Origin of the sequence: Methylobacterium sp. WL6 (assembly GCF_008040095.1) — a bacterium.
Lineage (GTDB): Bacteria > Pseudomonadota > Alphaproteobacteria > Rhizobiales > Beijerinckiaceae > Methylobacterium.
In genome coordinates this window covers 1-14,747 of record NZ_VRVH01000095.1, presented here as the reverse complement: position 1 = coordinate 14,747, position 14,747 = coordinate 1, and the positions used below count along the sequence as shown (strand labels likewise).

The window sequence follows — 14,747 nt, the reverse complement described above, 5'->3', positions numbered from 1 at the left end:
GCGGGGGGAGGGGCCCTCGCTAGCCGGCCGCCCGCGGCGGGGCAAGGTTGCGGGCAGGTTTCGAAACCGTGCGCGTCGTGCGCGGGACGGCGTGCGGCGCCCCACACTTGCCCGAAACCCCCTCGAAAGGAGGGGCGTCACACCCTCCGGGACCCCCCATGAAACTCCCTCTGCTCGCCCTCGGCCTCGGCCTGCTCGCGCCGGGTGTCGCCGCCGCCGCCTCGTTCGAGTTCGTTCCGGCGCCCCAGGCCGACCTCAACCGCATGTATCGGGTCGACAAGGTCACCGGCGAGGTCACCTCGTGCCAGTACGGCTTGCAGGAAGGCGCCGGCGGCATCGGTCTCACGGTCTGCTTCGCGGCCGGCGAGGGCGCCGGTGCGCAGCCCCCGTCGGAATATGGGCTCGTGGCGACGCGCCACACCCGGGAGGCGGGCGTGTTCCGGGTGAACTACCGCACCGGCGAGATGAGCATCTGCTTCGTGCTGGTGAAGAAGGAGCAGGTCGTCTGCACCCAGCAGACCAACCCGTCGGCCGAGGGGGCCGCCGAGGCGCCGCTCGTCGGCAGCGTCCCGGGCCGGGCCGGCGCGAGCGCGACGCCGCCGCAGGGCGGCAGCCGGTTCTGACGAAGCCGGATCCCACCGGGGGGATCGTCATCCGAATACCGGTCTCGGCCGGTACCGCGGCTTCCCGGCGCGACGGCGGCCATGCTAGGGCGTCCCGCATCCCAACGGGACGGACCGGCACCCTGCGCATGCATCCTTTCGTGAGACCCGACGGCGGGACGTCGTCGTGAGCGGCCCGGACCTGCGCCGCGCGGCCGCCGCCCGCGCCCTCGATCTCGTCGAGCCCGGAATGCGGCTCGGCCTCGGCACCGGATCGACGGCGGCGGCCTTCGTCGCGTTGCTCGGCGCGCGGGTTCGCGACGGCCTCGACGTCGTCGGCGTCCCGACCTCCGAGGCGACCCACGCGGCGGCGACGCGGGAAGGCATCCGCCTCGCGACGCTGGAGGAACTGCCCGAGCTCGACCTGACGATCGACGGGGCCGACGAGGTCGATGCCGATCTCCGGCTGATCAAGGGCGGCGGCGCGGCGCTGCTGCGCGAGAAGATCGTCGCCTGCGCCAGCCGCCGCATGGTGGTGATCGCCGATGCCGCCAAGCGCGTCGGGACGCTCGGCGCCTTCCCGCTGCCGATCGAGGTCAACGTCTTCGGCCTCACGGCGACCCGGCGCGCCGTCGAGGCGGCGATCGCGCGCGCCGGCTGCACGGGTGCGGTCGCGCTGCGCATGGCCCCCGGCGGCGCGCCGCTCACGACCGACGGCGGCCACCACATCCTCGACGCGCGCCTCGGGCGGATCGCCGATGCCAAGCGGCTGTCGGCGCTGCTCTGGTCGGTGCCGGGCGTGGTCGAGCACGGCCTGTTCCTCGGGATCGCCACCGCGGCCATCCTCGCCGAGGACCGCGACGGGCAGGCCGAGATCACCGTGATCGGCAGCCTCGCATAGCTGCATCAGCGCGCCCGACGGCGCCCCGGCGACGGCCTCGGATGCCGGCGCCGGCTCTTCCCCTCGCTTCAGGAATGCCCGGAATGCCCGTCCTCTCTCGTCGCCTCTTCCCCGTGCTGGTCGCGGCCCTAGTCGCCGCTGCGCCCGGCCTCGCCCAGGCCCAGAAGGCTGCGCCTCAGAAGCCCGCCGCGACGCCGGCCGCGCCCGCCGCCTCGGCCACGCGCGGCGCCCCGACGATCGGCGCCAACCATCTCGCGCTCGCCCGCGAGGTGATGCTCAATTCCGGCATCGCGCGCTCGTTCGACTCGATCATTCCGGCCTTCGCCGAGCAGATCAAGCAGCAGACCGTCACCCGCCCCGAGCTGAGCAAGGACCTCGACGAGGTGCTGCAGGGCCTCAACCCCGAGATGGAGCTGCAGAAGCAGCGCATCATCGACACCGCGGCGCGAATCTACGCGAACAAGCTGAGCGAAGCCGAGCTGCAGGACATCGCGGCGTTCTTCCGCTCGCCCGCCGGCAAGCGCTACGTCGAGACCCAGCCTCAGATCCTCGACGAGATGGTGCAGGCGATGCAGACCTGGACCCAGGAAGTCTCGGAATACGTCATGGTCCGCGTGCGCGCCGAGATGGGCAAGCGCGGGCACCAGCTCCAGTAGGCACACGAATCGACCGCGCGGCCGGCCCGTGTCCCCGTCCCGACGACTCTATGCAGCGGGCGCCGTCGCGCTCGCCGTGATGCCCCTGGCGATGGCGCTGGCCAACCGGTCGAGCCCCCTCGTCGTCGCCATCGCGGCCGTGCTGTTCCTGGCCGGGCGCTGCGTCGAGGATGCCGGCGCGGTCCCGCGCCGCCTCGTCCCGCCGCTCGCGAGGCCGATCGGCCTCGCCGCGCTGGCGTTCCTCGCCTGGTGCGCGCTCACCCTGGCCTGGACGCCGTTCCCCGCGCTGTCGCTGCGGATGGCCGGCGAGTTACTGCCGACGCTCGTCGCCGCCTACCTCCTCGCCCGCCTCGCGCCGGGGCGCATCCCGGCCTTCGCGGCCCCGCTCGCGGCGGCGATGGTGGTGCTCGCCGGGCTGACCATCGCCGTCGGCCTCGCCACCGGCCTGCCGCTGCAGCGCGCGCTCGGTCAGCGGGTGGCGGAATTCGTCTACAACCGCCCGGCGCTGACCCTCGCCGTCGTCGCCGGCCCGCTCGCCCTGGCGCTGTGGCGGCAGGGCCGGCGGGTTCTCGCCCTCGTCGCTTTGGCCTTCGCGGCCCTCGGCATCCTGCGCTCGGTGAGCGGAGCCGCCGCCATGGGGCTGATCGCCGGCGGGGCGATGTTCGCTCTCGCGCGGCTCGTGCCGGGCCGGCTCGCCGTCGGCGTGGCCGGGCTGAGTCTCGGCCTCGCGGTGGCGCTGGCGCCGGTGGAGGGCGACCTGCTCGATCGCTTCATGCCGGAGGCCGCGCACGAGCGGCTGGTGCATTCCTCGTCGCGCGCCCGCGTCGCCATCGCCCGCAGCTTCGGCGCCGCGGTCGCGGCGGATCCGTGGGTCGGGGCGGGCTTCGGCACCTCCGCCCGCTTCGCCGAGACGCCGGTGGCCCAACGCCTCGATCCCGAGATGCGCACGCTTCTGGCGGTCGGCCATCCGCACAACGCGTTCCTTCAGGTCTGGGCCGAGCTCGGCGTCGTCGGCGCCGTGCTCGTCGCGGCCGTCTCAATGCTGATGCTCGCGCCGGTCGCGGGTTCGGATTCGGCCGAGCGCGCGACGGCGCTCGCCCTGATCGCGGCGGCGGCGGCCATCGCCTTGGTCGAGCACAACACCTGGGCGGCGTGGTGGACCGCCGGCCTCGGCGCTGCCATCACCTGGCTGCGCGATGCCGGGCACCGCACCGCGCAGGCACCCCTTCCCCGGCCTTCGGCCGCGCCCGATCGGACCCCGTCATGACCGACACCTACGACGTCGACCTGTTCGTCATCGGCGGCGGCTCGGGCGGCGTTCGCGCCGCGCGGATCGCGGCCGGCTACGGCGCCCGCGTGACCATGGCGGAAGAGTACCGCGTCGGCGGCACCTGCGTGATCCGCGGCTGCGTGCCGAAGAAGCTGATGGTCTATGCCGGTCGCTTCGCCGACGAGTTCGAGGACGCCGCCGGGTTCGGCTGGACCGTCGAGGCACCGCGCTTCGACTGGAGCGTCCTGAAGCGGCGGCGCGACGCCGAGGTGACCCGGCTCGAAGGGATCTACGACGCCAACCTGATCCGCGCCGGGGTCACGGTGGTGCCGGAGCGCGCCGTGATCGAGGACGCGCACACGATCCGCCTCGTCGGCAGCGGCGCGCGCGTGACCGCCAAGGTGATCCTGGTGGCGGTCGGCGCCCATCCGGTGAAGGAACCGGCGGTGCCGGGCGCCGAGCTGGCGATCACCTCGAACGAGGTGTTCGAGCTGGAAACGCTACCCGAGCGCATCCTGGTGATCGGCGGCGGCTACATCGCCGTCGAGTTCGCCGGCGTGTTCGCGGCCCTGGGCAGCCGGACGACGCTGCTCCATCGCGGCGACAGGCTGCTGCGCGGCTTCGACGACGAGATCCGCGACGCGCTCGGCGAAGCCTACGCCAGGCGGATGTCGCTCAAGCTCGGGCGCACCCTCGCGAAGCTCGAGCGCGTCGCGGGCGGGATCGCCGCGACGCTGGACGACGGCGAGACGATCACGGTCGACCAGGTGCTGATCGCGACCGGCCGGCGCCCGAACGTCGGCGGGCTCGGCCTCGACCGCGTCGGGATCGAGACCGACGCCGCCGGCGCGATCCCGGTCGACGCCTACTCGCGGACCGCGGTGCCCTCCATCTACGCGGTCGGCGACGTCACCAATCGCGCCAACCTCACGCCGATCGCGATCCGCGAGGGCCACGCCTTCGCCGACACGGTGTTCGGCGAGAAGCCGGCCTGCGTCGACCACCGCCTGATCCCGACCGCGGTGTTCTCGACCCCGGAGATCGGCGTCGTCGGCCACAACGAAGACACCGCCCGCGCGATCTTCGGCAAGATCGACGTGTTCAAGGCGAGCTTCCGGCCGATGAAGGCGACGCTGTCGGGACGCGACGAGAAGATCCTGATGAAGGTGCTGGTCGACTGCGCCAGCGACAAGGTCGTGGGCGTCCACATCTTCGGGCACGATGCCGGCGAGATCATCCAGGCGGTCGGCATCGCGGTGACCATGGGCGCGACGAAGGCCGATTTCGACCGCACCATCGCGGTGCACCCGACCGCGTCCGAGGAACTGGTCACCATGCGGGTCCCGCAGGTGACCAAGCATCCCGTCGCCGTCGGCTGACGATCCCGGTCGCGCCGGGTCTCGACGGCGCGGTTTCACGAGCCATATCCGATCGATGGGCAAGAAAGACTCCGGCAAGAAAGACCCCGGCAAGCGCGAGCCGGGCAAGGCCGGCCCGGCCGAGCCGGTGCCGACGGCCGGCGACGCGCAGGCGCGGCGTCAGCGCGTGATCGACGGCCTCCTGGCCGACGCGCTCCGGCCGGCCTTCACCACCACCCTGCCGAGCCGGGACGCGCTGGCGCCCGACATCCAGGGCGCGATCGAAGCGCTGCTGACGAAGGCGGCGGCCCGGCGCAGCCGCTGCCTGACCTACGAGGACCTGGAGGAGGCGCTTCCGCCCCGGGACGTCTCGGCGGAGGACCTGGAAGCGATCTTCTGGATCCTGGCCGAGCACGGCATCGAGGTCGAGGACGGCGAAGGCTGATCTTCGCGGAGGCGGATACGGGACCTGACCCCCGATCCGCCCTGGCCTGCGCCGGCCTCATCTCGCTCCCCGGAAAAAAGCACTCTATAAGCCGCGCTTCGCGCCAGGATTCGGCGTGGAGGAAAGATCGCCGCACGGTGCGGGGGAGTTGTGTGATGGGCGAGCGTTGGACACCGAAGACATGGCGTGACCTGCCGATTCAGCAGGTGCCGGCCTATCCGGATCCGGCCGCCCTTGAAGCGGTCGAGGCCCAGCTCGCGAGCTTCCCGCCCCTGGTCTTCGCCGGCGAGGCGCGCAAGCTCAAGACGGCGCTCGCGCGCGTCTCCACCGGGCAGGCCTTCCTGCTTCAGGGCGGCGATTGCGCCGAGAGCTTCGACGAGCATTCGGCCGACAACATCCGCGATTTCTTCCGCGTGTTCCTGCAGATGGCGCTGGTGCTGACTTTCGCCGGCGCGTCGCCGGTGGTGAAGGTCGGGCGCATCGCTGGGCAGTTCGCCAAGCCGCGCTCCTCGCCGACCGAGACGCTCGACGGCGTGAGCCTGCCGAGCTACCGCGGCGACATCGTCAACGGCCTGACCTTCACGGACGAGGCACGCATTCCGGATCCGCGCCGGCAGCTCGAGGCGTACCGGCAGTCGGCGGCGACGCTCAACTTGCTGCGCGCCTTCGCGACCGGCGGCTACGCCAACCTCGAGAACTCCCACCGCTGGATGCTGGGCTTCGTCAAGGACAGCCCGCAATCGTCTCGCTACGCCGACGTCGCCGAGCGGATGACGGAGGCGCTCGACTTCATGCGCGCCATCGGGATCAATCCCGAGACGCACCAGGAGGTGCGGACCACCGACTTCTATACCAGCCACGAGGCGCTGCTGCTCGGCTACGAGGAGGCGATGACCCGCGTCGATTCGACGACCGGCGATTGGTACGCCACATCTGGCCACATGCTGTGGATCGGCGACCGGACGCGCCAGCCCGATCACGCCCACGTCGAGTACGCCCGCGGCATCTGCAACCCGATCGGCCTGAAGTGCGGGCCGTCGATGGAGCCCGACGGCCTGATCCGGCTCGTCGACAAGCTGAATCCCGGCAACGAGGCCGGTCGGCTCAGCCTGATCTGCCGGTTCGGGGCGGACAAGGTCGGCGAGCATCTTCCGCGCCTGGTTCGCGCGATCGAGCGCGAGGGGCGCAGCGTCGTGTGGGTCTGCGATCCGATGCACGGCAACACGATCTCGGCCGGCCGCTACAAGACGCGCCCGTTCGAGCGGGTGATGCAGGAGATCGAGGGCTTCTTCGGCGTCCATTCGGCCGAAGGCACCATCCCGGGCGGCATCCACCTGGAGATGACCGGCAAGGACGTGACCGAATGCACGGGCGGCGCCCGCGCGCTGACGGCCGACGACCTCCAGGATCGCTACCATACCTACTGCGACCCGCGCCTCAACGCGGAGCAGGCCCTGGAAGTGGCGTTCCGCACGGCCGAGCTGGTCAAGCGCGGCCGCACGGTGATCGAACGCCCGCGCCTCGACGCGGCGGAGTAGGACCGCCGGCCCGCGACTCGACCGATCGAATCCGCGTCGGCCGAACCGGCCGGCGCGGATCAGGCGATCGCCCGCGCCGCGCCGTTCCAACGGGTGATCAGGGCGGGCAGCTCGACCGAGGGAACCGGTCGGCTGAACAGGTAGCCCTGCACCTCGTCGCAGCCCTCGGCTCGCAGCTTGGACAGCTGCGCCTCGGTCTCGACGCCCTCGGCCGTCGTGGTCATCCGCAGGCTGGCGCCCAGGCCGATCACCGCACGGACGATGAACTCGGTCCCGTTCTCGGCGCACAGGTCGCGCACGAAGGACTGGTCGATCTTGATCTTGTCGAAGGGGAAGCTGCGCAGGTAGCTCAAGCTCGAGTAGCCGGTGCCGAAATCGTCCATCGAGACGCGGGCGCCGAGCATCTTGAGATTGTGCAGGATCGCCGTCGTCGCGCCCGGGTTGGCGACCAGCACCGATTCGGTGATCTCCAATTCGAGGCGCTGGCCGGGCAGGCCGGCGCGCTGCAGGGCCTCGCGCACGACGGTGATCAGGCTCGCGGAGGTGAATTGCACCGCCGAGACGTTCACGGCGACCTTCAGGCCCTCGGGCCAGCGGGCGGCCTCCTCGCAGGCGCGGTGCAGCACCCATTCGCCCAGCGGCACGATCAGGCCGAGCTCCTCGGCGACGGGGATGAACTCGACCGGCGACACCCATCCGCGCACCGGGTGGTTCCAGCGCAGCAGCGCCTCGAAGCCGCAGATCCGCTCGGCGTTGAGGCAGTAGATCGGCTGGTAGTGGACCTCGAAGGCTTCGTTGGCGACCGCCTCGCGCAGGTCGACCTCGAACAGCCGGCGTGCCTGCAGGCGCGCATCCATCTCCGGCTCGAAGAACCGGAACGATCCGCGGGCGTCGACCTTCGACCGCGCCAGCGCGACGTCGGCGTTCATCAGGAGCTTCTCGCAGCTCGTGCCGTCGTAAGGCGCCAGGGTGATCCCGAGGGTGACGCCGAGGGTCACCGTGTGGCTCGACAGGACGAAGGGCGCGCCCAGCACTTCGACAAGGCGGCGGGCGAGCACGGCGGCATCCTCGGCGGTGTCGATCCCGCGCTGCAGGATCGCGAACTCGTCGCTGCCGAGGCGGGCGCAGCTGTCGATCTCGCGGATGCAGGCTCCGATCCGGTTGGCCGCCGCCTGCAGCAGCTCGTCGCCGACCACGTGGCCGAGGGTGTCGTTCACCGGCCGGAAATCGTCGAGATCGAGGCAGAACACGGCAAAGCCCGTGCCGCGCCCGGCCTGCGCGATCGCGGCGTCGACCTGCTCGCTGAACAGGATCCGGTTCGGCAGGCCGGTGAGGGTGTCGTGGTGGGCGAGATAGGCGATCCGCGCCTCGGCCTGGCGCCGCTCGGTCACGTCGTCGTAGGTCGCGACGAAGCCGCCATCGGCGGTCATCCGCTGCTCGATGGCGACGACCCGGCCGTTGGCGAGTTCCTGGAAATGGGTGCGCTGGCGGCTCGTCCCGAAGATGCAGGCGGCCTCGCGCAGCATATCGGCGAGGGTCGAGCCCGGATGGTGGCCGGCGCCGAGGCTGCATTGAAGCACCGCTTCGGCCGACATGCCCGGCACGACCGAACCGGGCGGCAGGTTGTAGATCTCGGCGTAGCGCCGGTTCACCACCATCAGGCGGTGGTCGGCATCGTACAGGCACAGGCCCTGGCTCATGTTGTCGAGCGCCGCGTCGAGGCGCAGGTTCGTCTGCGTGAGCCCGGCCTCCTGCTCCTTCAGGACGCTGATGTCGCTGCACACGGCGACGAACCCGCCCTCCTGCGTGGCGCTGCGGCTGACGCGCAACCAGCGGCCGTCGGCGAGCAGGACCTCGCCGTCGCGCGACAGGGTCCGCGCGCAGTCGATCATCGGGGCCGGCGCGTCGATCTCGCCGTTGGCGAGCGCGATCACCGACGATCCGACCTCGACGGCCGAGCGCAGGCCGCTGAAGAACTCCAGCGCCTGGGCGTTGGCCAGAGCGATCCGCCCGTGGGCGTCGACGACCACGACGCCTTCGCGCGAGCTTTGGAGCGCGTCGGCCAGCAGGGCCTCGGCGGAGCGGCGCTGGCTGACCTCGCGCTCCATCATCGCCTGGATGTTGTCGCGCATGGTCGCCATGGCCCGCAGGAGCGCACCCAGCTCGTCGCGGCCGCCGGTCGGCACCGCGTCGTCGAGGCGGCCGGCCGCGATCCGCTCTGCGACCGCCGAGGCCGAGGCGAGCGGGCCGATGATCCGGCGGTTCAGCAGGTAGGCGACGAAGCCGGACAGGATCAGCGCCACCGCCATCGCGATCACGTTGAAGCGGATCTCCTGCGCGACGACGGTCCGGGCGGTCTGGCGGAAGACGAAACCGTCGCCGGCGGTATAGTTGACCAGAAGCTCGATCTGCCCGTCGACGATGCCGGCCTGGCGGTCGAGGGCGTCCCAGGCGGCGCTCTTGCCGGTCGATCCGTCGAGGCCGTGGCGCATCGACTCCCAGAGCTCCACGCCCTCCTGGACGGCCTTGGCCGAACGGATCACACGGTCGGATTGCGAGCGCTCGACGGCGATCCCGAGGTCGTCGGAGAGCGTCGCGGCGAGCTCGTTGATCTCGGCATCGAGCTTGGAGGCGGCCGCCGGATCGCCGGTCACCATGCGCCGGGCGAAGGCGGAGCGCATCTTGGCGAAGTCCGCTGCCGCGGCCCGCGCGTAATTGATCGACATCAGCGATTCGTCGTAGGTGCGGTTGACGAGCTCGCCCGCATCCTGAAGGCCCCGGATTGCGTAGAGACCGAGCGCGCCGGTGATCAGGCTCATGGTCAGGAACGCCAGGAGGATCCGGCCACGGATGGTCACCCGCGCATCCACCATGCGCGGCATCCCGCTCGTTGCCGAGCGTGGCCTCCTATTCGGTCCGGTCCCATTCCATCGCATCGAGACGTAGCTTCTTTCTGCCCGCGCTCGGCCAAGTTAAATGCGAAATGTTAAGGCGCCATTAGCTGGTGCGCCGCGTATCGGCGGCTGGATCGGGCACCGAGGCTCGTACCGAAGCCCGATGCAACGCTGCAGTTACGTTGTGGAGCACGCGGAAGCCGCCGTCGACATCAGCAGAATCTTAACCACGGCCGAGCAACCATGAGGCGTGATCTTCGAGGACGCCATGCCCAACCTCAGGGAATCGGTGATCGGCCGCGCGAGCCCACGCTCGGCCCCACGCGCCGTCGCCGGCACGGCGGCGGCGCTGGTCGCGGGCGTTCTGGCAGGCATGGCCTTCGTCGGCCGGCTGGAAGCGAGCGGTCACCTCGTGTCGCAGAAGGGCCGGGCGTTCCAGCCCAACAGCCTCGTCGTCACCCGCGGCGACACGATCACCATCGTCAACGACGACAGCGACCTGCTCCACCACATCTACATCGAGTCGGACGCCTTCAACTTCGATTCCGGCGATCAGGTCCCGGGCAGCCGCACGCCGGTGACGTTCGAGAAGAACGGCACCTTCCTCGTGCTGTGCGGCATCCACCCGAAGATGAAGCTCATCGTCCGGGTGAACTAAGCGCCCTCAGCGCGCCGCCGCCTGGACCGGCTTGGCCTCGCCGGGGCCGCCATCGCGCTTGATCCGCTGGCCGTCGCGAAGGTCGGCCGGCGGCCCGAGCACGATCCGCTCCTGCCCGGTCAGGCCCTGGTCGATCTCGATCGTCGTCCCGAAATCGCGCCGGATATGCACCGAGCGCCACTCGGCCCGGTCGTCGTCTCCGACGACCGCGACCTGGGTGCCGCCCTGGTTGAACACCAGGCCCTCGGCGGGAACGATCACCGCCGGCTCAGGACGCGGAATCTGCAGGGTCACGTAGACGTAGAGGCCGGCGCGCAGCGTCCCGTCGGGGTTCGGCACATCGACTTCCGTCGTCAGGGTGCGCGACGCGGTCAGCAGCGCCACCGAGCTGCGCTCGACCCGGCCCGAGAAGGTGCGGTCCGGAATCTGCGGCACCTTGATCGTGGCGACGACGCCCTTCCTGACGCCGATCGCCGCGTTCTGCGGCACGTTCACGCTGATGCGCAGGATGTCGTCGCGATCCATGCCGAGCAGCGCCGTGCCGCTTCCGTCGGCCTTGACCAGGTCGCCGACGTCGACGCTGCGGGTGGTGACGACCCCGTCGAAGGGGGCGACCACGTCCTTGAAGCTGGTGAGCGCCTTGAGGCGGTCGACGGTCGCGTCCTGCGCCTTGATGTTGGCCTCGGCGACCTTCACCCCGGCTTCCGCGGCCGCGAGGGAGGCGCCCTGGCTCAGCACGCCCGCCTGCGAGTTGTCCGCGTTCTGGCGCGAGGCCCAGCCCTGCGTCGCCAGCGTCGAGGTGCGGTTGTTGGTGAGGTTGGCGAGATTGACGTTGGCGCGCGCCTGGTCGACCTGCGCCTTCGCCTGAAGCAATTGCGCCCGCATCTGCCCGGCCTGCGCCTCGGCCTGAGCGAGCTGCTGGTCGAGCTCGGGCGCCGCGATCCGCAGCAGGATGTCGCCGGCCTTGACCCGCGACCCGATGTCGACGCGGCGCTCGGCGATGTAGCCGGTCGCGCGGGCGAAGATCGCGGCGCGGGCGAAGGCCTGGGTATCGCCGGGCAGGGTCAGGTCGACCGGCTTGTCGCTGCGCTCGACCGCGGCGACGCGCACGGCCGGCACGGTCTCCCGCACCTTGCGCTGCGTCTCCGTGGCGGCGGCGGACTGCTTCCAGTGCCCGTAGCCGCCCCAACCGAACAGGCCGGCCGCCACCAAGCCGACGAGGACGAACGGGCGCTTGCCCGGCGGCGGGGGAACGTCGCTGACCGCGGCGTGGGGCTTCATGATGCGCTCGCCTTCACCCGGCAGCAACGATGCCGATGCGACCTCGACGATAGCCGGCATCGCGCCTGGAGCCTAGCGGTTGCGGTGCCGCATCGCCGACGATCACGCCGTCACCACATCGCGGCAAAGGCGTGGAATGCCAGAACGTCTCCCGGATCGATCCGGTCGAGATGGTCGGGCACGTCGGCGAAGCCGTCGCTGCCGGTGAGCGAGGTGATGGTGCCCGAGCCGCGTCGCGGGAACAGCGTCGCCTCGCAGGCCCCGTCGGCGGCTCGATGCACGCAGACGCGCAGGAACTCGCGCCGGCCCGGCTTTCGCGACAGCGCGAAGGCGGCCCGCACGGGCATGCCTCTGGGCTCCGTATGGACCGCGCCGCCGAGGCGATCGAGAAGCGGCCGGACGACGAAGGCGAGGGTGACGAAGGCTGCGACCGGATTGCCGGGCAACCCGACGAACGGCGTGCCGGCGACCACCCCCATGGCGACCGGGCGTCCGGGCTTGATCGCCAGCCGCCAGAAGGCGAGCGATCCCGCGGCGGCGACCGCGTTCTTCACGTGATCCTCCTCGCCGACCGAGACGCCGCCCGAGGTGAGGATCAGGTCGTGCCCCTGCGCCGCCTCGCGCAGGCGTGCGGCGAGCACATCCGGGTCGTCGCGCAGGATGCCGAGGTCGCGGGCATCGGCCCCGAGCCGCCGCAGCAGCGCGATCAGCATCACGCGGTTGCTGTCGTGGATGCCGGACGCCGCGCGCGCGCCGCCGGGCTCCGTCAGCTCGTTTCCCGTGGAGAACACCGCGACGCGCAACGCCCGCCGCACGGGAATGGCGTCGCGTCCGATCGCGGCGGCGAGCGCCAGATCCTGCGGTCGCAGCCGACGGCCGGCGGGGATCGCGACGCTGCCTCGCGCGATGTCCTCGCCCGCCGGGCGACGATTGGCGCCGCGGACGATGCCGGACGGCAGCACGACGCCCGCGGGCGTGACCTCGACGTCCTCCTGCATGACCACCGTGTCGGCACCCTCCGGCATCGCCGCGCCGGTGAAGATCCGGTCGGCGGCGCGCGCGGAAAGCGCCGACGGCGCGGCGCCGGCCGGCAGGCGCGCGCGGACCGGCAGCAGCGTCGATCCGGTCTCGGACAGGTCGGAGAAGCGCACCGCGTAACCGTCGACCGCCGAATTGTCGAAGGGCGGGACGTCGATCGCCGCCGAAACATCCTCGGCGGCGATGCGCCCGTCGGCCTGCGACAGCGGAACGGATTCCACGCCGGCCACCACGGGGAGCCGCGACAGGATCATCGCCGTCGCCTCGGCGACGGTCATCACCGGCACCGACGGATCGAAGCAGTCGTCGCTGAGGCGCGTCATCGTGCGCCGCGCCCGTGCCGCCCCTCTGGCGGTGCCGAACCGGATCGTGCGGATGAAGCAGGTGCTGCGCGAGGCGTCACGGGCGGCCGATGGATCGATGGGTGTCGGGCTTGCGGCATCGCGGCCGGCCGATCAAGCCCCGCTGAAACCAAACGGCGTTCCCAACGTAGGGGAACCGCGAGCCGGGCGCATGACGTTTCGCGGGCAGGACGATCCGCATGCGTAGTCGGCCGGCGACGATCTACGTAACCCGCGACCGCATGGTGCGTTGCAAAAAGATATGCGAGATTCGTCCTAGGCAAACGCGTGATCATTCGTCGATTCGGATATCGCACAGGGCGATCGTTCGTCTCGAAGACACCTTCACCTCGTCAGATCGATATCATGGCCGGACACGGAACCATTCAGACACGGACTGGCGTCGCGCGCGTGATTGCTGCACGGTGCCGCGCGCTCTCCGACCGTCGGGGACGCGGCGCATGAGGCTTCCGAAGATCGGACGCTTCGGTCGGCGCTTCGCCGTGATCCTGTCCGGCGAACTGATCCAGAGCCTGTTCCACTTCGTCCTGAACATCGTGCTCGTGCGGGAGCTCGGCGCCCACGGGTACGGCCTGTTCGCGATCGTGTTCACGATCGGCGCCGTCGGCGTCACGTATATCCGGGCCCTCGTCGCGGTGCCGGCGACGCTCTTTCTCGCGCGCAGTTTCGGCCGCCCGGCGGAACGCGGCCACGACATGGTGTTCGGCTCCGGAGCGACCGCCGTCGCGCTGCTGATGGCCGCCGCTGTGTCGGTCGGGCTCGCGCCGGTGCTCGGGGTCACGGCGCTCGCCGGGGGCGCCTTCGTCGGGCTCTACGCCTTCCGCAGCTACCTGCGGATCGTGCTGCTTGCGCGCCGCGCGCCCTGGGTCGCGGGCGCGAGCGACATGGTCTATTCGGCCTGCGGGCTGGCGCTCGTCGTCTTCCTCCATGCCGGCGACGACGCCCTGCTCGAGCACGCCTTCCTCGGCATCGCGGCCGCGCACGCGGCCGGGATCGCCGTGGCGTTGGCGGCGATCGGGCGACCGGTCCGGGTCTCGTTCCGTGCCAGCGTGCGGCGGCGCTACCTGGAGATCTGGCGCACGCTGGCCTGGTCGCTGCTGGGCGTCACCGGCACGACCGTCCAGGGCCAGGGGCTGACGCTGCTGTTCGCGCTGCTGGCCGGGCCCGCGGCCTATGCGCCGATCGCCGCGACTTTGGTGCTGTTCGCGCCGCTGCGGATCCCGACCAACGCCCTCAACAACATGGTCCTGCCGGAGATCTCGGCGTTGCTCGCCGCGGGCCGCCGGCGCGAGGCGCGGCGCCTCGTCGTGCGCAGCACGGCCCTGATCGGCCTCGCCTGCCTCGCCTACGGGGTCGCGATGTGGACGGCGCTGCCGATCATCGAGCGGCACCTGTTCAACGGGCGCTTCGCAAGCGAGCCGATGGCCGCGATCGGTTTCGGCGTCTGGTGCGTGGTGACGATCGCGCTGCTCTACGCCATCCCGCGAGCGTTCCTCGAAGCGTCCGCCGCGTTCCGGGTGATCGCCGCAGGCGCCCTGGTCAGCGCCGGCATCGGCTTCCTGATCATGGTGCCGCTGCTGCTCACCCTGGCGCCGCCCTTCGCGCTGATCGGCCTCGCGGTGTCGGAATGCGTCACCGCGTTGTGGTCGGCGAAGGCGTTCCGCGACCGGTCCCGCCATCCCGACGGGCGGGTGCGCGAGGCCGCCGACCGCTTCGCGGCCGGCACGTCGGCACCGGCGGCCGC

At 71.4% G+C, this 14,747-nt stretch carries 13 protein-coding genes; 10 read left to right on the top strand and 3 right to left on the bottom strand.

Features of this window, described 5'->3' with window-relative positions:
• Window positions 1–158 precede the first annotated feature (158 nt).
• From FV230_RS14360 to FV230_RS14330, 7 genes are all read left to right on the top strand, one after another.
• Window positions 159–623: a hypothetical protein gene (locus FV230_RS14360; protein WP_147842870.1), complete on the top strand. Its 465-nt coding sequence runs from the start codon at window positions 159–161 to the stop codon at window positions 621–623.
• 166 nt (window positions 624–789) lie between these two features.
• On the top strand, window positions 790–1,503 hold the full coding sequence (gene rpiA, locus FV230_RS14355) for a ribose-5-phosphate isomerase RpiA (protein WP_147842869.1): 714 nt from the start codon (window positions 790–792) through the stop codon (window positions 1,501–1,503).
• A 74-nt stretch (window positions 1,504–1,577) separates the two neighbouring features.
• Entirely contained in the window at window positions 1,578–2,159 is a 582-nt protein-coding gene (locus tag FV230_RS14350; RefSeq protein ID WP_147842868.1) for a DUF2059 domain-containing protein, read from the top strand.
• Window positions 2,160–2,238: 79 nt separating this feature from the next.
• Window positions 2,239–3,426 (top strand): O-antigen ligase family protein, encoded by a 1,188-nt coding sequence (locus FV230_RS14345; RefSeq protein ID WP_147842872.1) that lies wholly within the window; start codon window positions 2,239–2,241, stop codon window positions 3,424–3,426.
• Window positions 3,423–4,808 carry a glutathione-disulfide reductase gene (gene gor / locus FV230_RS14340; protein ID WP_147842867.1) on the top strand — a complete coding sequence of 462 codons (1,386 nt, stop codon included), beginning with the start codon at window positions 3,423–3,425 and terminating at the stop codon, window positions 4,806–4,808. Before FV230_RS14345 ends, gor begins: the two co-directional genes overlap by 4 nt.
• A gap of 55 nt (window positions 4,809–4,863) precedes the next feature.
• Window positions 4,864–5,232 (top strand): RNA polymerase sigma factor region1.1 domain-containing protein, encoded by a 369-nt coding sequence (locus FV230_RS14335; RefSeq protein ID WP_147842866.1) that lies wholly within the window; start codon window positions 4,864–4,866, stop codon window positions 5,230–5,232.
• Window positions 5,233–5,387: 155 nt separating this feature from the next.
• Complete coding sequence (locus FV230_RS14330) at window positions 5,388–6,770, top strand: 3-deoxy-7-phosphoheptulonate synthase class II (protein ID WP_147842865.1); 1,383 nt, start codon at window positions 5,388–5,390, stop codon at window positions 6,768–6,770.
• Between the two features lie 59 nt (window positions 6,771–6,829).
• Here FV230_RS14330 and FV230_RS14325 read toward each other — a convergent pair whose 3' ends face one another.
• Window positions 6,830–9,652, bottom strand: coding sequence for an EAL domain-containing protein (locus tag FV230_RS14325; RefSeq protein ID WP_246694857.1), 2,823 nt, complete (start codon window positions 9,650–9,652; stop codon window positions 6,830–6,832).
• Between the two features lie 262 nt (window positions 9,653–9,914).
• Here FV230_RS14325 and FV230_RS14320 point away from each other — a divergent pair, with 262 nt between their 5' ends.
• A complete protein-coding gene (locus FV230_RS14320) occupies window positions 9,915–10,322 on the top strand; it encodes a plastocyanin (protein WP_246694856.1) in 408 nt (135 codons plus the stop codon).
• A gap of 6 nt (window positions 10,323–10,328) precedes the next feature.
• Here the strand turns inward: FV230_RS14320 and FV230_RS14315 are convergent, their stop codons facing one another.
• On the bottom strand, window positions 10,329–11,603 hold the full coding sequence (locus tag FV230_RS14315) for an efflux RND transporter periplasmic adaptor subunit (protein ID WP_147842863.1): 1,275 nt from the start codon (window positions 11,601–11,603) through the stop codon (window positions 10,329–10,331).
• 110 nt (window positions 11,604–11,713) lie between these two features.
• On the bottom strand, window positions 11,714–12,964 hold the full coding sequence (gene glp / locus FV230_RS14310; RefSeq protein WP_147842862.1) for a gephyrin-like molybdotransferase Glp: 1,251 nt from the start codon (window positions 12,962–12,964) through the stop codon (window positions 11,714–11,716).
• A 52-nt stretch (window positions 12,965–13,016) separates the two neighbouring features.
• On the opposite strand from glp, the gene FV230_RS29675 reads away from it, so the two are divergent.
• Together FV230_RS29675 and FV230_RS14305 are read left to right on the top strand one after the other, a co-directional pair.
• Window positions 13,017–13,190 carry a hypothetical protein gene (locus FV230_RS29675; protein WP_187274645.1) on the top strand — a complete coding sequence of 58 codons (174 nt, stop codon included), beginning with the start codon at window positions 13,017–13,019 and terminating at the stop codon, window positions 13,188–13,190.
• A gap of 253 nt (window positions 13,191–13,443) precedes the next feature.
• A partial coding sequence (locus tag FV230_RS14305; RefSeq protein ID WP_246694855.1) for a hypothetical protein occupies window positions 13,444–14,747 on the top strand: 1,304 nt, incomplete at its 3' end.